This window comes from Stenotrophomonas sp. 1337 (assembly GCF_031455455.1).
Taxonomy (GTDB): domain Bacteria; phylum Pseudomonadota; class Gammaproteobacteria; order Xanthomonadales; family Xanthomonadaceae; genus Stenotrophomonas; species Stenotrophomonas indicatrix.
On sequence record NZ_JAVDSR010000001.1, the window covers coordinates 114,007 to 137,481 of the forward strand.

A 23,475-nucleotide genomic window follows, 5' to 3' on the forward strand; every position below is an offset into this window, starting at 1 on the left:
CCGGCCGCTGGCCGGCAACCCGATGCACCTTCGGCAGAACCTCTGCAGTTGCCGGCCAGCGGCCGGCACTACCGGCAGGGCTGCGTGCTGCACGCGGTATCATCATCGCGATTGCCCTGCTCTTCCGGAGATGCCGATGACCCCGCTGCGCCCCTTCCGCGACAAGATGCCGGTGCTCGGCCAGCGCGTGTATGTCGATCCGGCCTGCACGATCATCGGTGATGTCGAACTGGCCGATGACGTATCGATCTGGCCGGGCACGGTCATCCGTGGCGACGTCAATTTCGTGCGCATCGGTGCACGCACCAACGTGCAGGACGGCACGATCATCCACGTCAGCCACCACAGCCCGTACAACAAGGCCGGCTACCCGACCCTGATCGGCGAAGGCGTCACCGTCGGCCATGGCTGCATCATCCACGCCTGCAGCATCGGCGATTACAGCCTGATCGGCATGGGCGCGTGCATCCTCGACGGTGCCCGGGTCGAGCGCCATGGCTTCGTCGGTGCCGGTGCGGTGGTCGGCCCCGGCAAGGTGGTGGGCGAGGGCGAGCTGTGGGTGGGCAACCCTGCCCGTCCGGCGCGCACGCTCAGCGACAAGGAGATCGAGTCGCTGCACTATTCGGCCGACCACTACGTGCGGCTGAAGGACGAATACCTGGGCTGAGGCCGCCTCGCCAATGGCCGGGCTCTGCTAAAGTCTGGGCCCGACCAGGAACCGTCGAGACCCCCATGCCCGTGGCTGCACGCCGGAGAGGACTCCAGCGCCCACTTCGGCGGCCATCGCGCTGATGGCCGCGCCGATGCTCGATACCTACCGCGAGGTGGTAACGCCGGAAGGCGTGCCGCTGCAGTTGCCTGCGGCCGGCCCGATGCCGCGTGCGCTGGCCTGGCTGATCGACCTGGCCGTCCGCTTCGGCGCGCTCACCGCGCTGTCCATTCCGCTGGCCCTGCTCGATGAGTTCGGCCGCGGCCTGTACATGGCGCTGATGTTCCTGCTGATGTGGGCCTACCCCATCGTCTGCGAAGCGCTGTGGGGCCGTACCCTCGGCAAGCGCGTGCTGGGCCTGCGGGTGCTCGCGCAGGATGGCGCACCGGTGGGCTGGATGGCCTCGATCACCCGCAACCTGCTGCGCACCGTGGACATGCTGCCTTTCGGCTACGCACTGGGCCTGATCAGCAGCCTGTTCGATCCGCATGGCCGCCGCCTGGGCGATCTGGTTGCCGGCACGATGGTGGTACATGCACCGCCGCATTACCTGCCGCCGCCGGCCACCATCGACAGCGCGCTGGCGCCGCCGCAACCGCTGCGGCCGGAGGAACAGGCGGCGGTGATGGCCTTCGCCGAGCGCGCGCCACGCCTGTCACCCGCACGCCAGCAGGAACTGGCCGGCATCGCCGAGCCGTTGACCAGCGCGTCCGGCCAGGTCGGTGTGCTGCGCCTGTATGCAATGGCCAACTGGTTGCTGGGACGACGATGAAGCAAGAGCAGTTCGTCGCCCGCCATCAACAGGAATGGCATGACCTGGAGCAGTGGCTGCAGCATCGCGCCGGTGCCTCGCGTCGGCGTCGGCGCAGGCCGGGCGCGGAAGAAGCCGGCGATGTCAGCTTCCCGCAGCGTTACCGACGGCTGTGCCAGCAGCTGGCGCTGGCCCGCGAACGCGGCTACAGCCCGCAGCTGGTGCAACGCCTGCAGCAGTTGATGCAGCACGGCCATGGCGTGCTGTACCGCACGCCGCCGACCCGCTGGCGGCGCGCGCTGGAATTCCTGGTTGCTGATTTTCCGCTGCTGGTGCGCAGCCAGGCGCGCAGCATGTGGGCAGCGCTGGCGATGTTCGCAGTGCCGGCGCTGGCCTGCTTCGTGCTGGTGCAGGTGTACCCGGACAGCATCCACCTGCTGATGGACAATGGCCAGATCGCCGAGATGGAGCGCATGTACGATCCATCCGCCGAGCGCCTGGGCCGCGACAGCGGCACCGACTGGATGATGTTCGGCTACTACATCATGAACAACATCAGCATCGCCCTGCGCACCTTCGCCAGCGGCCTGCTGGCGGGGTTGGGCACGCTGCTGGTGCTGCTCTTCAATGGCATCACCATCGGCGCGGTCGCCGGCCACCTGCAGCACATCGGCCATGGCGGCCCGTTCTGGCGCTTTGTGGCCGGCCACGGTGCGTTCGAGCTGACCGCGATCGTGATTGCCGGCGGCGCCGGCCTGCAGCTGGGCATGAAACTGCTGGCTCCCGGGCGGCGGCGCCGCCTGGATGCGCTGGTCGAAGGCGGGCGCATCGGCGCGCGGCTGTGCCTGGGCGTGGCCTTCATGCTGCTGCTGGCCGCGTTCGTGGAAGCGTTCTGGTCTTCCATCGCCGACATTCCGGCCGCAGTGAAGTTCAGCGTGGCCGGGGTGCTGTGGGCCGGCGTGCTGCTGTGGCTGTGGCGCGGTGGACGCGGAGGTGGCCATGCGGATTGACCATCTGGACGTGGTGCTGCGCGCGCGCAGCAGCTGGGAAGCGATGGAGTTGGGCAGCGCGCTGGCCCGCCGCCACGCCCGCGGTGTGTGGGGCAGCTGGCTGCTGGCCAGTGCACCGTTGTTCGTGCTGTTCAATGCACTGGCCTGGTGGCTGGATGCCTTCGGCTGGGCGTGGCTGGCGATGTGGTGGTGCAAACCGTTGTTCGAACGCGCACCGCTGTACGTGCTCTCGCGCGGCATCTTCGGCGAACGGGTCGGCCCGCGCGATGCGCTGCGCGCACAGCGGCAGTGGGGCGGCAGCGGCTTCTGGGGCTATCTGGGCTGGCGCCGTTTCAGCGGCCTGCGCAGCCTGTGCCTGCCGGTCAATCTGCTGGAGGGCAATGCGCCCGCCCAGCGTGGCCCACGCAGGCGTGCAGTCGCCGCCGGCGCTGCGGGCCCTGCGCTGGTGCTGGCGGTGATCTGCCTGGCATTCGAACTGGTGCTGGTGGTGGGCGCGATCGCCACTATCTTCATCTTCATCCCGCTGGAACTGCTGCCCGAATCCTGGCGCGCAGCGTGGGCGATGGTCAGCGTGGAGGCGCCTGCGTGGGCCAAGCTTGGCTTCAACCTGTTGTGCTGGCTGGCGGCGGCGCTGATCGGGCCGTTCTACGTGGGCGCCGGCTTCGGCCTGTACTTGAACCGACGCACGCAGATGGAAGCCTGGGACGTGGAAATCGCCCTGCGCCGCCTGCGCGAACGCCTGCTGCCGGTCGCCTCTTCGTTGGTGCTGCTGTTGTGCCTGGCGCTGCCGTTGGCGCCCGTGCACGCACAGGACGCCGACACGCCGGACGCCGCGCAGACCGCCACGGCCAACGCCGATGAAGACGAAGAAGCGGAAGACGCTGAAGAAGCCGAAGAAGCGGCCACTGCGGAAAACGATCCGGCCAATACACCGGCGCTGATCTTCGGCGACACGCCGGTGGATACCGCTGGCTTCCGCCAGGCCGTGAACCGCGCCTACGAAGATCCGTTGCAGCGGCCGACGCGGCAGGTCAGCCGATGGAAGCCGATCGAAGACGCCGCCGAGAAGCAGAAAGACAAGAAAGAGCTGCAGAAGGACAGCAGCAGCAACGCGGACCGTACGTCGCGCAAGAGCGGCCAGTTGTGGCTGGCCCGGCTCGCCGAATGGGGCCTGTGGGGGCTGCTGGGGGTCCTGCTGCTGGTGCTGCTGTTGACCGCGCGGCTGTGGCTGCCGTGGTTGCGCGGTTCCGGCCGCCGCAAGGAAAAGCAGGCACCGCAGATCACCGAAGAGCAGGTGGAAATGCCGGTGGTGCTGCCGCCGGATGTGGCGACCCAGGCCGGGTTGCTGTGGGACCAGGGACGGCCACGGCAGGCGCTGGCGCTGCTCTATCGTGCCAGCGTGCGCACGCTGGTGGAGCGCACCGGCATCGCGTTGCCGCCCGGTGCCACCGAAGCACAGTGCCTGCGTGCCTCGCGGCGCATGTCCGACAGCACCGACCGTGAACTGTTCGCGCGCATCGTGCGCATGTGGCAGTACGCCGCATACGGCGGGCGCCTGCCCACCCGCAGCGATTTCGACGCGTTGGCCAGCACGCTGCGCCAGCAGTACGGGTGGCAGGCATGAGCCCGCGCCTGTTCTGGTCGTTGCTGCTCGGCGCGCTGGTCCTGCTCGGGGTGCCGCTGACCATCCTGTTCCTGCGCACGCATGAAAAGGTGACCGAGACCATCGTGCTGCCGCCGCAGGGCGAAGCCAGCTACAACCCGCTGTATGTGCTGGGCCAGGCGCTGCGCGCCGACGGCATCGAGGTGCAGTCCCGGCAGCGGCTGGACCTGGCACAGATGCCACTGGCGGCCACCGATACGGTGGTATTGCTGCAGGACACCGCCGACATGCCGCCGCGCACCGCACAGGCCCTGCTGGACTGGGTCGGCACGGGTGGCCATCTGCTGCTGCGCACGCAGCCACCGGCCGAGGACGATGCCAGCAGCACGCAGGGCCCCCTGCTGGACAGGATCGGCGTGGACAGCCTGTTCCATGGCAGCGACTGCCAACCCTTCCACGTAGTCGATGATCCCAGCCACGTCGAGTTCTGCGGCGGCCGGCGCTTCAGCCTGGGCTTCCAGGCCAACGCCACGGCCGAGCGCCGCTGGGGTGGCCAGGAAGGACTGGTGTTCGCGCGCCTGCCGCACGGCAAGGGCCGCATCGACGTGCTGGCGGACATGGACGTCATGCGCGGTGAAGGCCCGTCCGCATCAACACGCCGCCGCGCGGTCGACGCCGATGCCGTTGCCCGCGATGGCCTGCATGACCTCTCCCACCGCGACCTGACGCGCTACCTGCTCGATCCCAACTATGGGCGCGGCACGATGTGGCTGGTATACGGCAGCCGCCCGCCCTCGCTGGGCGCGCGCATCTTCTACCAGGGCTGGCCGCTGTGGGTGCCGCTGCTGCTGGCGATCCTCGGCTGGCTGTGGTCACGCGCGCAACGCTTCGGCAGTGCCCTGCCCGCGCCGGTGGTCGAACGCCGTTCGTTGCTGGAACACGTCCGCGCCAGTGGCGAACTGCTGCTGCGCTTCGGCCATGGCACGCGCCTGTACCTGGCCGTGCAGGCGCTGTTCCTGCACCGCTTGCGCCTGCGCGCGCCCGTCGCTGCGGCACTCGACGGTGCTGCGCGCGACCAGGCCATCGCCGCAGTGTTGCAATGGCCCGTCAGTCGAGTCGCCAGTGCCCTCACTCCGCCTTCGCCGCATGATTCCTCCGCCCTGCGCGAGCGCATCCGCTTGCTGCTCCAGATGAGATCCCTGCTATGACCGATGCCCCTGAACTTCCGGCGGCCGCCACCGCCCGCCTGATCGAACGCGTCGACGCCATCCGCCAGGCCGTCGGCCATGCCTTCATCGGCCAGGCCGATGTGCTCGACCAGATCCTGGTCGCCCTGCTGGCCGGTGGCCACGTGCTGATCGAAGGCGTGCCCGGCCTCGGCAAGACCCTGCTGGTGCGCGCGCTGGCACAGGCACTGGAACTGGACTATGGCCGCGTGCAGTTCACCCCCGACCTGATGCCCAGCGACGTCAGCGGCCATGCGGTGTACGACCCGAAGAGCGAGAGCTTCAAGATCCGTCGCGGCCCGGTGTTCACCAACCTGCTGCTGGCCGACGAGATCAACCGGGCCCCGGCCAAGACCCAGTCCGCGCTGCTTGAAGTGATGCAGGAAGGCCAGGTCACCATCGAAGGCAAGGCCTTCACCCTGGCACCGCCGTTCATGGCGCTGGCCACGCAGAACCCGCTGGAACAGGAAGGCACCTATCCGCTGCCGGAAGCGCAGCTGGACCGTTTCCTGCTGAAGGTGCTGATCGACTATCCGCAGCTGGAGGACGAGAAGCGCATGGTCGCGGCGATCACCAGCGGCCGTGCCGCCAGTGATTTCGACCTGAGCCAGGTGCCGCGCGTGCTCGGTGCCGGCGAACTGTTGGCGTTGCAGCAGGCCACCGCGGCAATCACCGTGGATGACGAAGTGATCGACTACGCGGTGCGCATCGTCGCCGCCACCCGGCAGTGGCCGGGCATCGCCGTCGGCGCCGGCCCGCGCGGCAGCATCGCCCTGGTGCGTGCCTCGCGCGCGCAGGCGGTGCTGGCCGGTCGTGACTTTGTCACCCCCGATGATGTGCGCGACATCGCCCGCCCTGCCCTGCGCCACCGCATTGCATTGGCACCGGAGCTGCAGATCGAAGGCCAGGGTGCCGACGACGTGCTGGGTGCGCTGCTGGCCAAGGTGGAAGCGCCGCGCCGATGAGGCCTGCGCCGCTGCTGCTGGCGTTGTTGTTGGCCTGGGCTGCGCTGGGCGGCGTGGTGCTGGCCGGGCTGCTGCCACGCTGGAGCTGGGCGCTGGCCGGCGCACTGGTTGCGGTGGTGGCACTGGTTGATCTGTCGCGGCAGCGGCGACGACCATCGCCCAGCGTCGAGCGCGACGTGCCCGAGGCCCTGGCACTGGGCGTGCGCCGCGAGATCGGCCTGCGCCTGCAGTCCGGGCAGGCCATGCAGGTACAGGTATTCGATCTGGTGCCAGGCGGTTGGCCACTGGAATCACTGCCGCAACGCGTGCAGTTGCGGGCGGGCCATGCCAGTTCGCTGCATTACCACGTGCAGCCGCAGCAGCGCGGTCGCTTTGCCTTCGAAGGCGTGCAGCTGCGCATCCGCTCGCCATGGCGGTTGTGGTGGCAGCAACGCACGCTGCCACCGGCGCTGGAGGTGCGGGTCTATCCCAACTTCGTGCCACTCACCCGATTTGCGCTGTTCAGTGCCGACCAGGCCTCGCGACTGGTCGGTGCACATGTGAAGCGCCGCCGTGGCGAAGGCACCGACTTCCACCAGATGCGCGAGTACCGCATCGGCGACAGCCTGCGCCAGCTCGACTGGAAGGCCACCGCCCGCGCGCGCAAGCTGATCTCGCGCGAGTACCAGGACGAGAAGAACCAGCAGCTGCTGCTGATGCTCGACAGCGGCCGGCGCATGCTGGCCAGCGAAGGTGGGCTCTCGCATTTCGACCATGCCTTGAACGCCTCGCTGGTGGTGGCCTACCTGGCATTGCGCCAGGGCGATGCTGCCGGCCTGTTCGCGGTAGGCGGCGAGCGTCGCTGGGTGGCGCCGCAGCGCGGCATGGACACGGTGCAGCACCTGCTGCGCGCCAGCTACGACCTGCAGCCGCAGGCCGTGGCCACCGATTACCTGGCTGCCGCCACCGAAGTCTCACTGCGCCAGCCCCGGCGCGCGCTGGTGATGCTGGTCAGCAACGTGCGCGACGAGGACATCGAAGACCTGCTTGCGGCGGTGCGCCTGCTGCAGCGCCGTCATCTGGTGTGCGTAGCCAGCCTGCGCGAGCGCGAGCTGGATGCTGCGCTGGAAGGTGAGGTGCACACGGTGGAAGATGCCGCGCAGGCCGGTGCCGCCGCGCTGTACCTGCAACAGCGCGCGCAGGCGCATGACGCGCTGCGTGCCGAACGGGTGATGGTGCTGGACGTCACGGCCGATGCCCTGCCCGCCGCGCTGGTGGAGCGCTATCTGGCGGTGAAGCGCGAAGGGCTGCTGTAACCGGTAGTGCCGGCCGCTGGCCGGCGGATCACCACAACCGCCGGGCATGGCCCGGCGCTACCGACGCTCCGCCTTGGTAGATGCCAACCTTGGTTGGCACACCATCAACGGCGCCGACCAAGGTCGGCCTCTACCCACAACGGTTGCCGGCCAGCGGCCGGCACTACCCCTGCAGCAAGCGCTTCTGCAACCGCTCCACCGCGCGCTGCAGCAGCACGCGATGCCGCGCCAATTTCATCCACTGCGGCAGCCGCGAGAACATCGAGCGATGATGCCCTTTGGTTTCACGCAGTGTCGCGACGGCGTACTCATGAAGCGCCTGCAGATGCTCCGCGTTGTAGGCCCACAGCAAGCCCGCACGGGTGGGTTCAACAAGATGCAGCGGCAGGCCGAAGTGCGGATCAGCCGGCTCGGCATCGCGCAGCGGGGTGGCCGACACGTCGACATCGCTGCTGCGCCCACATTGCCCACATCGCGCGGGAAAGGTGGCCGGCGAACGAACGCCCGACGCTATCCGGCGATGCACGTACAGCCATTGGTGCCCGCAGTACCCGCACGGCCGACGCCCCTGCATGCACACCGCGCCCACCCAGTCGCCACTGTCCAGCGCAACGCTGCAGCCGGTGCAGCGGAAACGCACCGTCCAACGGTAGGGCTGCCAGCTCGCCAGCACCCAACCCGGCGTATCGCAGCGGTGGCAGCGCACCGCGATGCGGTCGGCGAACGCATTCAGGCCGCGACCATCGTCGAAGTGACGGCCCGGCACGGGAGCAGGACGCCCGCGCCGACCGGGCGGGCGTTGCACCGCCATCAGACGTAGATCCGCGTCGGCGCTTCGTCGATGATCGCGTGCGGCACGAAGCGCGCACTGTCGCGGGTGATCGCGCTGTCGTCCTCGCGGATGCCGATGCCGCAGGCGTGGTCGCCGATCACCCAGCTGCCGATCAGCGGGTAACCGCCTTCGAAGCGGGTGAGCGGATGCGCACGCTGGAGGATCGCCGGACCGTCGTACGGACCGTCGCTGCGCTGCGTGCTGCCGTCGGCCAGGTGCATCTCGATGTTGGCACCTTCGCGCGAGAACAGCGGCTTGCGCACCCAGCCCGAGGCCAGCGCGCTGCCGTCATCGAAGTGTGCTTCCAGCAGGTTCGGATGGCCGACATTGCGCTGCCACAGCAGCGGCAGGATGCCCTTGTTGCTCAGCACCGCCTTCCATGCCGGTTCCAGCAGCTGCACGCCCGAGCCCGGCAGCGCGCGACCGAATTCCTCGGCCATCAGGTCTTCCAGCGGGTACAGCTTGAACAGCGTGCCGATGACCGTATCGTCCAGCGCGGTGAAGCGCCCGTCTTCGGACAGGCCGATGTCCTCGATGGCGATCGCCTGCCCGTGCAGGCCCGTCTGCGAAGCGCAGTCGCGCAGATACTCGACCGTACCGCGGTCTTCGTCCGAGCTGCCCACCGCACTGAAATACAGCGGCGGCGGCAGCTGCGTGGCCAGTTCGCCGAAGCGTTCGACCAGGGCTTCATGGATCGCGTTGAACTGGTCGGCGTGCTGCGGCAGGCGGCCGGCGTTGCGCTGGTCCTCCAGCCACTGCCACTGGAAGAAGCTGGCTTCGAACAGCGAGGTCGGCGTGTCGTAGTTCAGTTCGTACAGCTTGGCCGGGCCGGTGCCGTCGTAGGCCAGGTCCAGGCGCCCGTACAGGTGCGGCTGGCGCTGGCGCCAGCTGTCGGCGATCCAGTCGCGGTAATGCGCGGGGATCGCCAGCTGGTCCATCAGGCGCTCGCTGGCGATGACATCGCCGACCAGGTCCATCGCCATCTGGTGCAGTTCGGCGCTGGGGTCTTCGATGTCCTGCTCGATCTGGCGCAGGGTGAACGCGTAATACGCGCTTTCATCCCAGTACGGCTGGCCGTCGATGGTGTGGAAGCGGAAACCGGCTTCCTCCGCGCGCGCCCGCCACTGGGCGCGCTCGGCAATACGGATACGTTGCATGGGTCGATCAGCCGCCGACGCTGCTGCCGCTGCGGCGCGCGCTGGTGCTGCCAAAGCCGCTGCGGCTGGCGGTCACCGCACGGTTCGGTTCGCTGCTGACCGGGGCCAGCCCGGCCTTGCCCGCGCCGATGCCGCTGGCGGTGTTCAGGCCGCCGCTGCCGCCCGGGGCAGGACGCGCCCAACCGGCGCTCTTGTCCTGGTAGGCCGGCGCCGAAGCCGGCGCCTGCGGGGCCAGGCCACCGCGGTTGCTCAGCATCTGCGACATGAAAAAGCCCATCATCATCGGACCGATGAACGAGGTGCCGGCCGAGGTGTGCTGCTGCACGCACTGCTCAGGCTTGTAATCCTGTTCGCAGGCTTCCTTGGTCGCGTACTTCGGCGCTGCGTCGGCAGACTTCTTCTGCGCCTCGGCAAACGCATTGCGGCACGCCGAAGGATCAGCGGTAGCCGTGGTGCAGGCCTCCACCGAGGTATACAGGCCTTCCTGCACCTGCACCTGCTCTTCCTTCTGGCAGGCAGTGAACAGCAGCGGCGCAGCGCTCATCAGCAGCAGCGCGGTGGTGCGGGAACGTTTCATGGCCTCATGCCTTCAAGTCGGAACAATGCCCCATCATGCCAAATCCGGGCCAACAACCGGAATCGGCAAAGTGGGAAAGATGAACGGAATTTCATTTTCGTCGTCCTCTCCCTCGATCCATCCACGCATGGCGTGGATCTACTGGCCCACGGCCACCTGTCGGAGGCGGGTGGGTCCGGTGGCGTCCCCTGCCGCCGGACCCACCCCGCCATCCCGCGGATAGCCCGCTTTTGATTTTGACGTTGATTCGGCAGGTGCAGGGCGCAGCCCTGCCGGACCGCCTCCGGTGGTTGCAGCAGCAACCGAAAAAATTGGCCATGATCAACCGACCCCCACGTCGTACGGCCCGCCCGTTCCGCCAGCCATGCCCGAATACCGCTCCCGCACCTCCACCGCCGGCCGCAACATGGCCGGTGCCCGCGCCCTGTGGCGTGCCACCGGCATGAAGGATGGCGACTTCCACAAGCCGATCATCGCCATCGCCAACTCCTTCACCCAGTTCGTGCCCGGCCACGTGCACCTGAAGGACCTTGGCCAGCTGGTCGCGCGCGAGATCGAACAGGTTGGCGGCGTCGCCAAGGAATTCAACACCATCGCCGTGGACGACGGCATCGCCATGGGCCACGACGGCATGCTGTACTCGCTGCCCAGCCGCGAGATCATCGCCGACGCCGTCGAATACATGGTCAATGCCCACTGCGCCGATGCGCTGGTGTGCATCAGCAACTGCGACAAGATCACCCCCGGCATGCTGATGGCGGCGCTGCGCCTGGACATCCCGGTGGTGTTCGTCTCCGGCGGACCGATGGAAGCCGGCAAGACCAAGCTGTCCGAGCACAAGCTGGACCTGGTCGACGCGATGGTCGTCGCTGCCGATGACAGCGCTTCGGACGAGAAGGTCGCCGACTACGAGCGCAGCGCCTGCCCCACCTGTGGCTCGTGCTCGGGCATGTTCACCGCCAACTCGATGAACTGCCTGACCGAAGCACTGGGCCTGTCGCTGCCGGGCAACGGCACCACGCTGGCCACGCATGCCGACCGCGAAGCGTTGTTCCGTCGCGCCGGCCGCCTGATCGTCGAACTCTGCCACCGCTGGTATGGCGGCGAAGACCCGCGTGCGCTGCCGCGCGGCATCGCCACCCAGGCCGCGTTCGCCAACGCCATGACCCTGGACATCGCCATGGGCGGCTCGACCAATACCATCCTGCACCTGCTGGCCGCCGCGCAGGAAGGCGAGGTCGACTTCGACCTGACCCACATCGATGCACTGTCGCGGCGCGTGCCGCAGCTGTGCAAGGTGGCACCGAACACGCCGAAGTACCACATCGAGGACGTGCACCGCGCCGGTGGTGTGTTCGGCATCCTCGGTGAACTGGATCGCGCCGGCCTGCTGGATACCTCGGTGCCGACCGTGCACAGCGCCACGCTCGGTGAAGCACTGGATCGCTGGGACGTGATGCGCAGCGACAACGACACCCTGCACACCTTCTTCAAGGCGGGTCCCGCCGGCATTCCCACCCAGGAGGCCTTCAGCCAGGCCACGCGCTGGCCGTCGCTGGACCAGGATCGCGCCGAAGGCTGCATCCGTGCGCTGGAACATGCCTATTCGCAGGAAGGCGGGCTGGCCGTACTGCGCGGCAACCTCGCCGTCGACGGCTGCGTGGTGAAGACGGCAGGCGTGGACGAATCGATCCACGTGTTCGAAGGCAATGCGCGCGTGTTCGAAAGCCAGGACGCCGCCGTGGCCGGCATTCTTGCCGATGAAGTGAAGCCCGGCGACGTGGTGGTGATCCGCTACGAAGGCCCGAAGGGCGGCCCGGGCATGCAGGAGATGCTGTACCCGACCAGCTACCTGAAATCGAAAGGCCTGGGCAAGCAGTGCGCATTGCTGACCGACGGCCGATTCTCCGGTGGCACCTCGGGCCTGTCGATCGGCCACGTTTCGCCGGAAGCGGCCAGCGGCGGTGTGATCGGACTGGTGGAGGATGGTGACCGCATCCGCATCGACATCCCGGCGCGGCGCATCGACCTGCTGGTGGAGGAGGCGACGCTGGTCCAGCGCCGCGCCGACGCCGATGCACGGGGCTGGAAACCGCGCGCACCGCGACCACGCAAGGTCACCAGCGCGCTGAAGGCCTACGCCCTGCTGGCCACCAGCGCCGACAAGGGCGCCGTACGCAACACCGCCCTGCTGGGCGACTGAATACCGGTAGTGCCGGCCGCTGGCCGGCAGCTGCAGCGCATGTTGCCTGTCGTGCCGGCCAGTGGCCGGCACTGTCCATCCCAGGGGTGCATCATGTGCGGCCCCACACATGGACGTCCTGATGCGCCGTTTCCTCAGCCTGATATCGCTGGCACTGGCCACTGCGTCCACGCCGGCGTTCGCCGACGAATGCCGCTTCGACAATCGTGCCCAACTGCTGGCGATGTCTCCGGCAGCATTCGACCACGGCCCCGGCGAGGGTTGGGACGCGCTGGTCCGGCGCGCCGGCTGCCAGTTGGAACTGGCTGACCTGTTCGCCGCATACCGGCGCCAGGCCAAGGCAAGCGTCCACCCAGCGTTGGCCTGGCACGAGGCGCAACTGCGCGCCTACGCGGGGCAACGCGATCCGGCCAGCGCGCTGATGCGCTTGACGTACAAGCCGGCGGGCGCCGATCCGGAAGGATGGAACCTTTATGTGGATGCGACCATCGCCTTTCTCGACGACGACCTGCCGGCACTGCGACGTGCCCGCGCGCGGTTGGCGGCGCTGCCGCTGCCGCCGGGCGCCACGCTCAGCGACGGCATCGCCGGATTGCAGACCAGGCAAGGCCCGCAGCGCGTCGCATGGCCGCCGCGGCTGCAGACCGTGGATGACCTGATCCGCTGCATGTACCAGCCCTACGCACTGGCATTCGAGTCGTGCCCGCAGTCGCAGGACTGAAAGGCTAAACGCCCTGCTCGCGCGGCCGGGTCAGAGCCCTTGCGGAGGGGATCTGACCCCGCAGCTCAGCCGATGGTGCGCTTGAACGGCGGCAGCGCGTCGATGATGCGCTTGCCGTAACGGCGGGTCAGCAGGCGCGAGTCGAGGATGATCACCCGCCCGGTGTCGGTGGAGGTGCGGATCAGGCGGCCGGCGAACTGGGTCAGCGTGCGCAGCGCATGCGGGATCGCGATCAGGTTGAACGCATTGAGCCCACGCGCTTCCACCCATTCGCTCAGGGTGGCGGTCTGCGGATCGGTCGGCACCGCGAACGGCACCTGGGTGATCACCACCGTGGTGCAGGCCTCACCGGGAAGATCCAGGCCTTCGCCGAACGAGTTCAGCCCGAACAGCACCGAACCCTCGCCGGCGGCGACACGGCGCAGGTGTTCGTCGATCATGCGCGTCTTCGACATCTCGCCCTGCACCAGCACCTGCTTGCGCTTGGCGGCCGGCATCAGGCCCGCCACCTTCTCCATCTTCCAGCGCGAGGTGAACAGCACCATCGAGCCCTTCGTCCAGTCCAGTTCCTTGCCGATGTAGCGCGCCACTTCGCGCGGATGGCCTTCGCGGTCATCGGGCGTGACCGGGAACGGCGGCACGATCAGCTCGGCCTGGTTGGGCAGGTCGAACGGCGAGGACAGCGAGACCATCTCGGCGGTTTCGGGGATGCCGTTGTCGATCGCCAGCGCCTGGAAGTCGCCGCCACCGGTCAGCGTCGCCGAGGTCATCACCACCGAATCCACTTCATCCCACAACAGCTTGCGCAGCACGTGCGCGGCCGACACCGGCGAGCCATGCAGCACCAGGTCGCCATCGCGGGTGGCGGTCACCCAGCGTGCCATCGGTGGCGCGCCTTCCTTGTCTTCGCGGCGCCAGACCTGCCACAGGTTGTACTGCTGCTCGATCATCTCCAGGGCCATGCCGAGGTTGCGCTGCAGGCGCTCGCGCGCCGGATCGTCCGGCTTGCCCTTGGCGACCTGCGCGGTGGCCGCGTGCGCCCAGTTGTAGAGGCTGCGGGTATCGTCGGCCAGCGCCTCGATCGGCTCGCGCCAGGCCTCGGGCAGGCGTCCGTTGGCCGCGCGCCACATCGGCTCCTCGTCGGCCGGCGCCGGCATCCATACCGCCTCGACGTGGTCGCGGAACGCACGCAGACCCTTGGCCACGTTGCTGGCCGCGTCGATGGCTTCGTTCGGCAGCAGGTTGCCGAGGCGATCCTTGTCGACCGCGCGGTAGGCACCGGCGATCAGAATCTGCAGGCGGCCGGTGCGCTTGGCCATTTCATCCAATGCCAGGCTGGCCGCGCCCTGGTCGATGGCCACGTTGCCCACGTGGTGGCCTTCGTCGAGCACCAGCAGCATGTCCGACGGCGCGGCGATCATCGGCTGGCCGTTGTCGCTGTCACCAATGGACAGCGCCGACAGCAGCAGCGCGTGGTTGGTGACCACGATCTGCGCATCGCGCACGGTGTTGCGCGAGCGCAGCACCGCGCACTGCGCCGAGTACGCGCAGCGTCGCCCCGCGCAGCCTGAGGCCGGGGTGGTGATGCGGCTACGCAGGCCAGGACTGATGGTTTCCGGTGCGTTGTCGATGTCGCCGTCCCAGCTGCCGCTGGTGAAGGCCACGGTGAGGCGCTTGGCGATGTCCATCTCGATCGGCGCCAGCGGGCGGTCGAACAGCGGCTGCTCGTCCTCGAACATGCCGTTCTGCGCGCCCTCGCCGTGCGCCTCGGCGGCGTTGCGCGTGCACAGGTAGCGGGTGCGGCCCTTGGCCAGGGCAACGGTCGCCTCCAGGCCGGTGGCCTTGAGGAAGTTCGGAATATCGCGCTCGACCAGCTGCGACTGCAGCGCCACGGTACCGGTGCTGATCACCAGCTTCTTCTTGCTGGCCAGGGCAATCGGCACCCCGGCGGTCAGGTAGCCCAGGCTCTTGCCAACGCCGGTCGGCGCTTCGACCACGCCCACGCCACCGCTGGTGGACAGCGCACGCGACACCACGCCGATCATCTGGCTCTGCGAGCGGCGGGTGGAGAAGCCGGGGGTGTTGGCCTGCAGCGTCGTGTACGCCTTGCGGATCGCGTCCTTCAAGGTGTCATCGAGCTTGCGTGGAGCGGCGACGGTTTCGGTCACGCCAGAACTACCGTAGCGGGGTCAGGCCGGCCATTGTCGCATGGCCGGCCACGGGCTCCGAGGCGCGGGCGCTGAACAGGGTCAGCCGCGTCGCGCGATGGCTGGATGCGCGCCCCGCAACGCTACCGACGCGGCCAAGGCCGCCATCGGAGTCAGGGCGTAGCGGCGCGCTGCCGCAGCAACCGTACCAGTGCCCAGACCAGCAGGACCGTGCCGACGGCATCCAGCATCGCCAGGCCGAAGTGCACCACGCCCAGCACGGTGCTCAGCTGCGAGATCGCGCCGAAGTCGCCGTTGCTGACCATCCACATCGGCACCAGGTTGGCCAGCAGGCTGCCCATGCTGGACGCCAGCAACAGCAGCAGGCCGGTCAGCGCGCCGGTACGTGCCGGATCGCGCGGCGCGCCCATCACCCAGACCAGGCCGACGCACAGGGCAATCAGCACCGGCAGGCGCACGCCGACCATGGTCAGCAGGGAGACCATCAGAGCCTGGGTATCCATCGATCAGTCCTGCCCGGCGAAGGCGCCTGCACCGGCGCGCAGCTGCTGGTAGACCTCGTCGGTCTGCGGGCGTACGGCATGCCACTGCAGGAAGCTCTCCGCCGCCTGCTCGACCAGCATGCCCAGGCCATCGACCGTGTTGCGGCACTGCGCGGCGCGCGCCCAGGCCAGGAAGGCGATGGCGGCCTCGCCGTAGTTCAGGTCGACGGCCGTGGTCATCGAATTGACCAGCGACAGCGGCAGCTTGAACTCGGCGTCGCGATCGCGGCCGGCCGAGGTGGCGTTGAGGATCAGTTCGAAATCACCGAGGTCGCGCAGATCGTCCCAGTAGCGGCTGAGCGCGCGGCCCGGCTCGCCCATGGCATCGATCAGTTCATCGGCACGTTCCGGCGTGCGGTTGACCACCACCAGTTCGGTGATGCCGGCATCCAGCAGCGCCGGAGCGACGCTGCGCGCCGAACCACCGGCACCCAGCAGCAGCACGCGGCGGCCGCGCAGGTCCAGGCTGTGGCGGTCGGTGAGGTCGCGCACCAGGCCGATGCCATCGGTGGTGTCACCGTGCCAGCGGTCGCCCTTGCGCAGCAGGGTATTGACCGAGCCGGCGCGGCGCGCGCGTGCGGTCAGCGTAGTGCACACCGAGAACGCCGCTTCCTTGTGCGGTGAAGTGACGTTGGCACCGACCCCGCCTTCGGAGGCGAACGCCTCCAGCCCGGCCAGGAATGCGTCCGGGGCGAGATCGATGCTGCGGTAGTCGAGGGAGATGCCTTCCTGGCGACCGAACGCCGCATGGATCTGCGGCGACTTCGAGTGGGCGACGGGGTGTCCGAAGACGGCGTAACGATCGGTCATGGAATCCTCAAGCTGGCTAGACTGGTGCTCTTTCGTGCATGGACCTGGATGATGCGTATCGCCCCGACCCTGCTGGTGCTCGCCGCCAGTCTACTCTCTGCCCCGGTGGCGATGGCGTTGAACGAGTACGGCATCGAAGGCATGGGCGTGGTCTCCACCCGTGCCGATGAAGGCCGGGCCACGATCAGCGCCGATGGCCAGCGCATCGTCTTCGCCCGCCGTGGCGAGGCCGGCTGGGGGCTGTGGCAGGCGCGCGTGGTCGACGGCCGCTGGCAGCAGGCGCAGGCGTTGCCGCTGGCGGTGTCTGGCGAGGTGCGCGATCCGTATTTCAGCCGCGATGGCCGCTGGCTGCTGTTCGCCGCAGGCCGCGAGGGCCGGTCGGGGCTGTACCGGGCGGCGATCGCCGCCGATGGCAGCGTGGGGGCGCCGCAAGCGCTGGCAGGCGATGGTGGCCGCCATGAAGAGCGCGGGCCGGCATTGAGCGCGGACGGGCGACAGCTGCTGTTTGCCCGCCAGCAGGGCCGTGGTGCCGGCTGGGACCTGTTCGTGGCCTCGTTGGACGCGCAGGGCGTGCGAGGCCCGGCGACGGCATTGCAGGCATTGAACAGCCCCGCCGATGAAACCGATGGCGACTGGCTGGGCAGCGCTGGCGCGGTGGCCTTCAGCCGTGGCAGCGGTGACACCGCGCAGGTCTGGACCAACGGTTGTGCATGGACGGGCGCTGCGCTGCAGCCGATCGGACTGTCGTTCAACCAGGCCAGCGGCTGGACCGGCGCGCCGGTGGTCGACAACGCCAAGCCGGGCGAAATGATGGTGGCCAGCAGCGCGGCGAAGTCGCCCCGCGCCGGTGGCGTGGATGTGTACCGGCTGGCCGTGCCGAAGGTGGCGGCAGTGCCCGGGTGCATGCAGTAGATCCACGCCATGCGTGGATGATGGTTCGGTGGATACCGACCGCCCCCCCCCGCTCCGGTAGGTGCCGACCTTGGTCGGCACAGAAACAAAACCGCCAACCAAGGTTGGCGACTACCAGTAGATCCACGCCATGCGTGGATGACGCCTTCTGGCCGGTGCCGACTTCGGTCGGCACACGGAGCGCCAACCAGGGTTGGCGGCTACCAGTAGATCCACGCCATGCGTGGATGGCCCGGGTCCCGGGCCACGGCGCTCAGCGCGACAGCACCTCCGCGCGCTGCTGTTCGTACTCCGCTTCGCTGAGCTGGCCGTTGTCCTTGCGCCGGTTCAGGGCGGCCAGTTCGGCCTGCACGCTTTCCGGCACGGCCTGCTCGCGGGCAACCCGGGCCGCAGCGGAGAGCTGCTCGGGCGGGCGCCGCGCGGCGCGCCAGGCAGCAACGAACACGCCGACGATGATGGCCCCGAACACCAGCGTACCGGTGCCCCAGATCAACCATTGCATCCAACCCATTTCAGGTCCCATCGCGTGTTCCTCCGTCCGTCGTGGGCGCTATTGTCAGCGCTCGCGCAGCCAGCGCGCCACCTGCGGCGCGAAATAGGTCAGCACGCCATCGGCGCCGGCACGCTTGAAGCCCAGCAGCGATTCCAGCACGCAGGCGCGCTCGTCCAGCCAGCCGTTGGCGAACGCCGCCTTCATCATCGCGTACTCGCCACTGACCTGGTAAGCGAAGGTCGGAACCCCGAAGGTTTCCTTCACCCGCCGCACCAGGTCCAGGTACGGCATGCCCGGCTTGACCATCACCATGTCCGCGCCCTCCTCCAGGTCCAGGGCGATCTCGCGCATCGCCTCGTCACCATTGGCCGGGTCCATCTGGTAGGTCTTCTTGTCGGCCTTGCCGAGGCTGGCCGCGCTGCCCACCGCATCGCGGAACGGACCGTAGAACGCCGACGCGTACTTGGCCGAGTAGGCCATGATGCGCACGTTGAGGTGGTGGTCGGCGTCCAGCGCACGACGGATCGCACCGATGCGGCCATCCATCATGTCCGACGGCGAAATGATGTCCGCGCCTGCCTCGGCATGCGACAGCGACTGCTTGACCAGCGCTTCGACGGTGATGTCGTTGAGCACGTAGCCCTTGTCATCGATGATGCCGTCCTGGCCGTGCGTGGTGTACGGATCCAGGGCCACGTCGGTCATCACCCCCAGCTCCGGGAAGCGCGACTTCAGCGCGCGGATCGCACGCTGCGCCAGGCCGTCCTCGGCCCACGCCGCCGAGGCGTCCAGCGACTTCTGCGAGGCATCCAGCACCGGGAACAGGTCGATCACCGGGATGCCCAGTTCCAGCGCTTCCTCGGCCACCTTCAGCAGCTCTTCGATCGACAGCCGCTCCACGCCCGGCATCGACGGCACCGCCACGCGACCGGCCGGTTCGTGCACGAACACCGGATAGATCAGGTCGTTGGTGGTCAGCGTGTTCTCGCGCATCAGGCGGCGCGAGAATTCGTCATGGCGCATGCGCCGCGGGCGGTAATGGGGATGAGGCATGGCAGGCTCCAGGGAGTGGCTATTGCAACAGGTAGCCCTGCGGCAGCAGGGGTGCGGGCAACGGGCGTTCGCCGAGGGCGTCGAGCTGGTCGATCTCGATGGTGCGCACCAGCGCGTCCAGCGGCAGGTCGTTCGGCTCCAGGCCGAACGGGTCTTCCATTTCTTCACCCAGCTGGTCCAGGCCGAAGAAGGCGTAGGCCAGCACCGCCGACAGCACCGGCGTGGCCCAGCCCAGCGAGCTGGCCAGGCCGAACGGCAGCAGCACGCAGAACATCCACGCGCAGCGGTGCAGCAGCAAGGTGTAGGCGAACGGCAGCGGGGTGGTCAGGATACGTTCGCAGCCAGCCTGGATCGAGGACATCGCGTGCAGGCGCTCTTCCAGCTGGACGTAAAGAATGGAATCGAGCGTGCCGGCGCGACGGGCCTGGGCCAGTTCGGCGGCGATCATCGCCAGCAACGCATCGGGCACGTTCTCGCGCTGGGCGAGCTGCCCGCGCTGTTCCTCGTCCAGCCATGGCACCGCCGCCAGCGCAACGTCGCGGGCGCGCAGGCGCGCGGCCAGTGCATGGGCGAAGGCGGTGGTCAGGTAGCCGAGGCGCTGGCGGCGCGGTGCGTCATCGGCCAGCAGCACCTGTACCTGCCGCGCCAGCGAGCGCGATTCGAACACCAGTTGGCCCCACAGCTTGCGGCCCTCCCACCAGCGGTCGTAGCAGGCGCTGTTGCGGAAGCTGAGGAAGATCGACAGGACCAGGCCGAGCAGGGTGAACGGGGTGACCGAGACGCGCTCGATGCCGATCGGCGGCGCCATTTCCACCACCGCGGCGACCGCGATGGACAGGACGAGGATGGCCAGCACCTTCGGCGCGATGGCCGGAACGATCGAGCCACGCAGGATGTACAGCAGTTGCCAGCCGTGGGGACGGGAACGAATGATCATGGGAGCAGCCGCGCAGGGCGCGGTTCGACAGGCACGCGGGGGGCTCGCGCAGCCGCCCATTCTACTCCCTGCCCGGCCGGCGGCCGTGTCCCTGCGACGCCCGGTCGCACCGGCCCGGCCGGCTCAGATCACGCCGCCGCCCAGCCCCAGGCGGAGGATGCCGACCACCACCACGATGCCGTTCAGGATCAGCCCGGTCCACGCCCGGCCGCGCTTGCTGGGGTGGGTGAACAGGATGCCGAGCGCGGCGATGATCGCGCCGACCGCGGCGAACGGGATCAGGAACCAGTTGCCCCAGCCCAGCAGCGGTATCAACGCCAGGATCATCCACAGCAGCGCCAGCACGCCCCACAACAGACTGATCACACCCATAGCGCCCTCCCGTGGTTGTTCATGCGCCAACCATAGCCGTTCCCGGCAGCGCCGCCTACCGCCGTTGCCGTCAACCTCACCGGCCCCATGCTAGCGTGCGGCCATGGGTCGAGCCCCGATGTTGGCGCCGATTCAGAGTGCCCGGCTGATGATCCGAACCAGTCCTACAGGGGTATACGCCATGAACATCCGTTGGGTCGCCTTGGCGGCCATGCTGCTGACCGTTGCCGGTTGCGCCAGTACCTCCAAGGTCATGCTGGGCCGCGCCCGCGCGCCGATCGATCCGTCCCAGGTGCAGATCTATTCGACGCCGCCCGCCGGTTCGCAGGAAATCGCCCAGCTGGAATCGTCTTCGGCGGTGGGCTTCGGCACGCAGGGCCAGACCGATGCCGCCGTGGCTCGCCTCAAGCGCGAAGCGGCTGCACTGGGTGCCAACGGCGTGATCCTGATGGGCGTGGGCAGCAGCGGCTCACCGGTCGGCATGTCGGTGGGTGCCGGCAGTTACGGTTCGCACGTGGGCGGCGGCGTGGGCATCGGCATACCGACGACGCAGAAGCGCGCCGCCGGCGTGGCGATCTGGGTACCGGATCCGGCGCCGCCGGCACGCCTGCCGACGCAGACGATCACCCCGCAGCGCTGACGTGGCGGTAGTGCCGGCCGCTGGCCGGCAACCGCAGGCAAAGGCAATGCCGGCCAGCGGCCGGCACTACCGGTCAGTTCTTCCTGTATTTCGGAACGAACTGCTGCTGCACGGCTTCGGCCAGCTGGTCCGGCGGCAACAGGCCCTGGTCGAGCAGGAAGTTGTTGAACGCCAGGCGGTCGAACTTCGCGCCCAGTGCCAGCTCGGTCTGCATGCGCAGTTCGAGGATGCGGGTGTAGCCGTAGAAGTAGCTGCCCGCCTGGCCCGGCATGCGCACCATGTAGCGGTCCAGTTCCTGGGTGGCCATCGCCTTGGACAGACCCACCTGCTCGATCAGCACGCGCTCGCCGTTGGCACGGTCGGTCAGGCCGAGATTGAGCATCGGGTCCAGCATCGCGCGGGCGGCACGCAGCAGGCGGAACTGCAGCGCGATCATCTGCCCGTCCAGCGGCTCGTACGGCACCATCTCCGCCTCGGCATACAGCGCCCAGCCTTCCACGTTCACCGAATTGAACGCGAACATGGTGCGCGCCAGCGACACGCCACGCTCGACCATCGCGGTGAACTGCAGCTCGTGGCCCGGGCGGCCTTCATGCGCGCTCAGCGTCCAGGCCGCCGAACCGAAGTTGAAGTCGTCGTACTGCGCACCCGCACCGGCGGCCGGGTTGCCCAGCGGCAGCACGAAGGTGCCCTGCTGCCCGGTGTTGTTGACCAGCGGCGCAGGCAGGAAGTGCGGTGCCGGGCTGGCAGCGCTTTCGGCGGCCGAGCCCAAGCGCATCTGCATCGCGCGCTGCGGCACGTCGACGATGCGGTGTTCGCGGATCAACGGATCGATGGCATCGATCACCTTGCGGTAGTGGCCTTCAAGCTGGTCATCGGCAATCTTCTCGCCCTTCAGCGCGCGGATCACCGCCACCGGGTCGCTCGGATCACTGACCTTCAGGCCCTTCTCTTTCACCACCAGCGGCGCCAGCTGGCGCATCGCCGAGCGGGTTTCCATGAACTCCAGCTGCGCGCGCTGCATCAGCAGCTTCGGGTCGATATCAATGCCGACCTGCTTGAGCTGGTAGGCGTACAGCGGAGCCGGCAGGCGCGCATCGGCACGTGCCTTCGGCAGCACCTCCTTGCGGGTCCATGCGGCGTAGTCCTTCATCTGTGCGGCAAGCGCCTTCATCGCCTCGTCGGCACCAGCGACCTGGTACTTCTTCAGCAGCGACTCGATGCCGGTGATGTAGGTCTCGACGTTGTCCAGCGACTGCTGCACTTCGATCTTCGTCGGCTGCAGCAGCGTGCTGTCCTTCAACCGCTCTTCGTAACGCTGGCGGGCCAGCGTGGTGAACGCGGTGCCGCCCGGCTGCAGGCCCGCATACGCCTTGAGGCGATCGACCGCCTTGGCCCGGCGCTCGGCCGGCACCTGGTCGGACAGCAGCAGGTTGAGGCCGCTGAACACGCTCTGCGGCGCATCACGCCACGGCAGCAGGTACTTCTGGTTGAGCTCGCTGCCTTCGATGCTCTGGTTGGCGGCGGCGATCATGATCTCCAGGTCCTGGCGGACGTTGGGATCCTTCTCGCTGGCCAGCTTGGCCTTCAGTTCGTCGCGGGCCTTGGCCATCGCGGCGCGGTAGCGCTGGTCGTTGTCAGGGCCGAGGTCGGCGACCTTGTCGTCGTAGCCGGGCACGCCGAAGAAGCCGGTCTCCTCGGGCTGGAACGGCCCCTGCGCATCAAGCAGGATCTGCGCCAGTGCATTGCTGCGCGCGACCCAGCCCGGGCTGGCCGGCGTGGAGGCCTTGGTGGCCTTGGTGGCCGGTGCGGCCAGGGCCGGTGGGGCCGACAGCAGCGGGGCGGCGGTCAGGGCCAGGGCAACGGCCAACGCGATCGGCTTCATGGGACACTCCAGCAAAGGGTTGCCCGCAACTTACGCGCTCACGACGATGGCGACAATCGGCTGGAGGTCACGCCATCTACAGCGCTGCCGTCAGCGCGCATTCGCCACGATCGCGGCAGGCCTGCAGTTCGCATTCGCCGGCCGCCTCGGCATCATCCAGCGCGCTCAGGTCGAAGGTCTGCTTGTCTTCGGCCAGCACGTACATCACCGGGTAATCCCACACGTCGTCGCTGCGGGTGCCCTTCACGAACAGGCGGCCGTGCGCATGCGGCCCTTCCAGCGCCACGGTCAGGCCGACATCGCGCTCGCCGTTGATGGCGGTCTGCATGCTGCCCAGCGGCAGCGTGCCGGCCTGCAGCGGTTCCCCGAATACCTGCACCAGTTCGACGCTGCAGCCGGCGCGGCGCATGGCCTCGCGCATCGGCGCACTGTCGTGCGCGGCCTCGGTCCAGCGCAGCACGCTCCAGGCGATGGCGCCGCCCAGTGCGGCCAGGAACAGCAGCACCGCCAACGGCATCGCCCAACGCCAATGCCGGCACCACCAGCCGGAAGCCAGGGTGGAGGGCGCAGGAATCGGCGGCGGCAGGGTCATGGGCGGGCTCCTTCCCGGATGA

General features: G+C 68.6%; 23 protein-coding genes. 11 read left to right on the forward strand and 12 right to left on the reverse strand.

The genetic code is table 11. From position 1 onward, the window contains the following. Positions 1–136: 136 nt before the first annotated feature. The 7 genes from J2X70_RS00555 (at position 137) to J2X70_RS00585 (ending at position 7,559) form a co-directional block, all read left to right on the forward strand. Positions 137–667 carry a gamma carbonic anhydrase family protein gene (locus tag J2X70_RS00555; protein WP_059065523.1) on the forward strand — a complete coding sequence of 177 codons (531 nt, stop codon included), beginning with the start codon at positions 137–139 and terminating at the stop codon, positions 665–667. A gap of 124 nt (positions 668–791) precedes the next feature. After that, positions 792–1,481 (forward strand): RDD family protein, encoded by a 690-nt coding sequence (locus J2X70_RS00560; protein ID WP_032976856.1) that lies wholly within the window; start codon positions 792–794, stop codon positions 1,479–1,481. Then, positions 1,478–2,470: a stage II sporulation protein M gene (locus J2X70_RS00565; RefSeq protein WP_032976855.1), complete on the forward strand. Its 993-nt coding sequence runs from the start codon at positions 1,478–1,480 to the stop codon at positions 2,468–2,470. The genes J2X70_RS00560 and J2X70_RS00565 overlap by 4 nt, the downstream gene beginning before the upstream one ends. Beyond that, positions 2,460–4,094, forward strand: a complete 1,635-nt coding sequence (locus J2X70_RS00570; RefSeq protein WP_223483006.1) for a DUF4129 domain-containing protein — start codon at positions 2,460–2,462, stop codon at positions 4,092–4,094. The genes J2X70_RS00565 and J2X70_RS00570 overlap by 11 nt, the downstream gene beginning before the upstream one ends. After that, positions 4,091–5,281, forward strand: a complete 1,191-nt coding sequence (locus J2X70_RS00575) for a DUF4350 domain-containing protein (RefSeq protein WP_099785795.1) — start codon at positions 4,091–4,093, stop codon at positions 5,279–5,281. Before J2X70_RS00570 ends, J2X70_RS00575 begins: the two co-directional genes overlap by 4 nt. Further along, positions 5,278–6,264: a MoxR family ATPase gene (locus J2X70_RS00580; protein ID WP_025877520.1), complete on the forward strand. Its 987-nt coding sequence runs from the start codon at positions 5,278–5,280 to the stop codon at positions 6,262–6,264. The genes J2X70_RS00575 and J2X70_RS00580 overlap by 4 nt, the downstream gene beginning before the upstream one ends. Further along, positions 6,261–7,559, forward strand: a complete 1,299-nt coding sequence (locus tag J2X70_RS00585; RefSeq protein ID WP_309908359.1) for a DUF58 domain-containing protein — start codon at positions 6,261–6,263, stop codon at positions 7,557–7,559. The genes J2X70_RS00580 and J2X70_RS00585 overlap by 4 nt, the downstream gene beginning before the upstream one ends. 163 nt (positions 7,560–7,722) lie before the next feature. Here J2X70_RS00585 and J2X70_RS00590 read toward each other — a convergent pair whose 3' ends face one another. From J2X70_RS00590 to J2X70_RS00600, 3 genes are read right to left on the reverse strand one after another with little or no spacing between them, the layout of a single operon-like run. Next, entirely contained in the window at positions 7,723–8,370 is a 648-nt protein-coding gene (locus J2X70_RS00590) for a hypothetical protein (RefSeq protein WP_025877524.1), read from the reverse strand. Continuing rightward, positions 8,370–9,548, reverse strand: a complete 1,179-nt coding sequence (locus J2X70_RS00595) for a glutathionylspermidine synthase family protein (protein ID WP_025877526.1) — start codon at positions 9,546–9,548, stop codon at positions 8,370–8,372. Before J2X70_RS00595 ends, J2X70_RS00590 begins: the two co-directional genes overlap by 1 nt. 7 nt (positions 9,549–9,555) lie before the next feature. Continuing rightward, complete coding sequence (locus tag J2X70_RS00600) at positions 9,556–10,125, reverse strand: DUF1190 domain-containing protein (RefSeq protein WP_032976852.1); 570 nt, start codon at positions 10,123–10,125, stop codon at positions 9,556–9,558. A gap of 364 nt (positions 10,126–10,489) precedes the next feature. Between J2X70_RS00600 and ilvD the strand changes: the two genes are divergently transcribed. Continuing rightward, positions 10,490–12,328, forward strand: a complete 1,839-nt coding sequence (gene ilvD / locus J2X70_RS00605; protein WP_025877530.1) for a dihydroxy-acid dehydratase — start codon at positions 10,490–10,492, stop codon at positions 12,326–12,328. A gap of 121 nt (positions 12,329–12,449) precedes the next feature. Beyond that, the gene (locus tag J2X70_RS00610) at positions 12,450–13,049 is read left to right on the forward strand and encodes a hypothetical protein (protein WP_309908362.1); all 600 of its coding nucleotides are present in this window, start codon (positions 12,450–12,452) and stop codon (positions 13,047–13,049) included. Positions 13,050–13,114: 65 nt separating this feature from the next. On the opposite strand, the gene dinG is transcribed toward J2X70_RS00610, so the two are convergent. The 3 genes from dinG to aroE all read right to left on the reverse strand — a co-directional run bounded on the left by dinG (position 13,115) and on the right by aroE (position 16,569). After that, complete coding sequence (gene dinG, locus J2X70_RS00615) at positions 13,115–15,217, reverse strand: ATP-dependent DNA helicase DinG (RefSeq protein ID WP_025877533.1); 2,103 nt, start codon at positions 15,215–15,217, stop codon at positions 13,115–13,117. A gap of 152 nt (positions 15,218–15,369) precedes the next feature. Beyond that, positions 15,370–15,720, reverse strand: a complete 351-nt coding sequence (locus J2X70_RS00620; protein ID WP_025877535.1) for a hypothetical protein — start codon at positions 15,718–15,720, stop codon at positions 15,370–15,372. Between the two features lie 3 nt (positions 15,721–15,723). Next, positions 15,724–16,569 (reverse strand): shikimate dehydrogenase, encoded by an 846-nt coding sequence (gene aroE / locus J2X70_RS00625; protein ID WP_033832490.1) that lies wholly within the window; start codon positions 16,567–16,569, stop codon positions 15,724–15,726. A gap of 48 nt (positions 16,570–16,617) precedes the next feature. Here aroE and J2X70_RS00630 point away from each other — a divergent pair, with 48 nt between their 5' ends. Continuing rightward, positions 16,618–17,481 (forward strand): hypothetical protein, encoded by an 864-nt coding sequence (locus J2X70_RS00630; RefSeq protein ID WP_309908365.1) that lies wholly within the window; start codon positions 16,618–16,620, stop codon positions 17,479–17,481. 253 nt (positions 17,482–17,734) lie between these two features. Here J2X70_RS00630 and J2X70_RS00635 read toward each other — a convergent pair whose 3' ends face one another. From J2X70_RS00635 to J2X70_RS00650, 4 genes are all read right to left on the reverse strand, one after another. Next, positions 17,735–18,004, reverse strand: a complete 270-nt coding sequence (locus tag J2X70_RS00635) for an SHOCT domain-containing protein (protein ID WP_309908367.1) — start codon at positions 18,002–18,004, stop codon at positions 17,735–17,737. Positions 18,005–18,037: 33 nt separating this feature from the next. Further along, complete coding sequence (hemB, locus tag J2X70_RS00640) at positions 18,038–19,027, reverse strand: porphobilinogen synthase (RefSeq protein WP_032976846.1); 990 nt, start codon at positions 19,025–19,027, stop codon at positions 18,038–18,040. A gap of 19 nt (positions 19,028–19,046) precedes the next feature. Then, positions 19,047–19,964 carry a bestrophin family ion channel gene (locus tag J2X70_RS00645; protein ID WP_093819441.1) on the reverse strand — a complete coding sequence of 306 codons (918 nt, stop codon included), beginning with the start codon at positions 19,962–19,964 and terminating at the stop codon, positions 19,047–19,049. A 123-nt stretch (positions 19,965–20,087) separates the two neighbouring features. Continuing rightward, entirely contained in the window at positions 20,088–20,336 is a 249-nt protein-coding gene (locus tag J2X70_RS00650; RefSeq protein WP_032952021.1) for a hypothetical protein, read from the reverse strand. A gap of 181 nt (positions 20,337–20,517) precedes the next feature. On the opposite strand from J2X70_RS00650, the gene J2X70_RS00655 reads away from it, so the two are divergent. Beyond that, positions 20,518–20,976 (forward strand): hypothetical protein, encoded by a 459-nt coding sequence (locus tag J2X70_RS00655; protein ID WP_025877548.1) that lies wholly within the window; start codon positions 20,518–20,520, stop codon positions 20,974–20,976. Positions 20,977–21,049: 73 nt separating this feature from the next. Here the strand turns inward: J2X70_RS00655 and J2X70_RS00660 are convergent, their stop codons facing one another. Continuing rightward, the gene (locus J2X70_RS00660) at positions 21,050–22,861 is read right to left on the reverse strand and encodes a DUF885 domain-containing protein (RefSeq protein ID WP_309908370.1); all 1,812 of its coding nucleotides are present in this window, start codon (positions 22,859–22,861) and stop codon (positions 21,050–21,052) included. A gap of 76 nt (positions 22,862–22,937) precedes the next feature. Further along, positions 22,938–23,453 (reverse strand): cytochrome c oxidase assembly factor Coa1 family protein, encoded by a 516-nt coding sequence (locus tag J2X70_RS00665; RefSeq protein WP_080149602.1) that lies wholly within the window; start codon positions 23,451–23,453, stop codon positions 22,938–22,940. Positions 23,454–23,475 lie beyond the last annotated feature (22 nt).

Bases quoted from the DNA above. Each gene is read 5' to 3' on its own strand.
- J2X70_RS00630 (WP_309908365.1), top strand. From the start codon at position 16,618: ATGATGCGTATCGCCCCGACCCTGCTGGTGCTCGCCGCCAGTCTACTC.
- J2X70_RS00655 (WP_025877548.1), top strand. From the start codon at position 20,518: ATGAACATCCGTTGGGTCGCCTTGGCGGCCATGCTGCTGACCGTTGCC.
- hemB (WP_032976846.1), bottom strand. From the start codon at position 19,027: ATGCCTCATCCCCATTACCGCCCGCGGCGCATGCGCCATGACGAATTC.
- J2X70_RS00560 (WP_032976856.1), top strand. From the start codon at position 792: ATGGCCGCGCCGATGCTCGATACCTACCGCGAGGTGGTAACGCCGGAA.
- J2X70_RS00570 (WP_223483006.1), top strand. From the start codon at position 2,460: ATGCGGATTGACCATCTGGACGTGGTGCTGCGCGCGCGCAGCAGCTGG.
- J2X70_RS00600 (WP_032976852.1), bottom strand. From the start codon at position 10,125: ATGAAACGTTCCCGCACCACCGCGCTGCTGCTGATGAGCGCTGCGCCG.
- J2X70_RS00610 (WP_309908362.1), top strand. From the start codon at position 12,450: ATGCGCCGTTTCCTCAGCCTGATATCGCTGGCACTGGCCACTGCGTCC.
- J2X70_RS00580 (WP_025877520.1), top strand. From the start codon at position 5,278: ATGACCGATGCCCCTGAACTTCCGGCGGCCGCCACCGCCCGCCTGATC.
- J2X70_RS00565 (WP_032976855.1), top strand. From the start codon at position 1,478: ATGAAGCAAGAGCAGTTCGTCGCCCGCCATCAACAGGAATGGCATGAC.
- J2X70_RS00665 (WP_080149602.1), bottom strand. From the start codon at position 23,453: ATGACCCTGCCGCCGCCGATTCCTGCGCCCTCCACCCTGGCTTCCGGC.
- J2X70_RS00635 (WP_309908367.1), bottom strand. From the start codon at position 18,004: ATGGGACCTGAAATGGGTTGGATGCAATGGTTGATCTGGGGCACCGGT.
- J2X70_RS00660 (WP_309908370.1), bottom strand. From the start codon at position 22,861: ATGAAGCCGATCGCGTTGGCCGTTGCCCTGGCCCTGACCGCCGCCCCG.
- ilvD (WP_025877530.1), top strand. From the start codon at position 10,490: ATGCCCGAATACCGCTCCCGCACCTCCACCGCCGGCCGCAACATGGCC.
- aroE (WP_033832490.1), bottom strand. From the start codon at position 16,569: ATGACCGATCGTTACGCCGTCTTCGGACACCCCGTCGCCCACTCGAAG.
- J2X70_RS00645 (WP_093819441.1), bottom strand. From the start codon at position 19,964: ATGATCATTCGTTCCCGTCCCCACGGCTGGCAACTGCTGTACATCCTG.
- J2X70_RS00590 (WP_025877524.1), bottom strand. From the start codon at position 8,370: ATGGCGGTGCAACGCCCGCCCGGTCGGCGCGGGCGTCCTGCTCCCGTG.
- J2X70_RS00575 (WP_099785795.1), top strand. From the start codon at position 4,091: ATGAGCCCGCGCCTGTTCTGGTCGTTGCTGCTCGGCGCGCTGGTCCTG.
- J2X70_RS00595 (WP_025877526.1), bottom strand. From the start codon at position 9,548: ATGCAACGTATCCGTATTGCCGAGCGCGCCCAGTGGCGGGCGCGCGCG.
- J2X70_RS00620 (WP_025877535.1), bottom strand. From the start codon at position 15,720: ATGGATACCCAGGCTCTGATGGTCTCCCTGCTGACCATGGTCGGCGTG.
- J2X70_RS00650 (WP_032952021.1), bottom strand. From the start codon at position 20,336: ATGGGTGTGATCAGTCTGTTGTGGGGCGTGCTGGCGCTGCTGTGGATG.
- J2X70_RS00555 (WP_059065523.1), top strand. From the start codon at position 137: ATGACCCCGCTGCGCCCCTTCCGCGACAAGATGCCGGTGCTCGGCCAG.
- J2X70_RS00585 (WP_309908359.1), top strand. From the start codon at position 6,261: ATGAGGCCTGCGCCGCTGCTGCTGGCGTTGTTGTTGGCCTGGGCTGCG.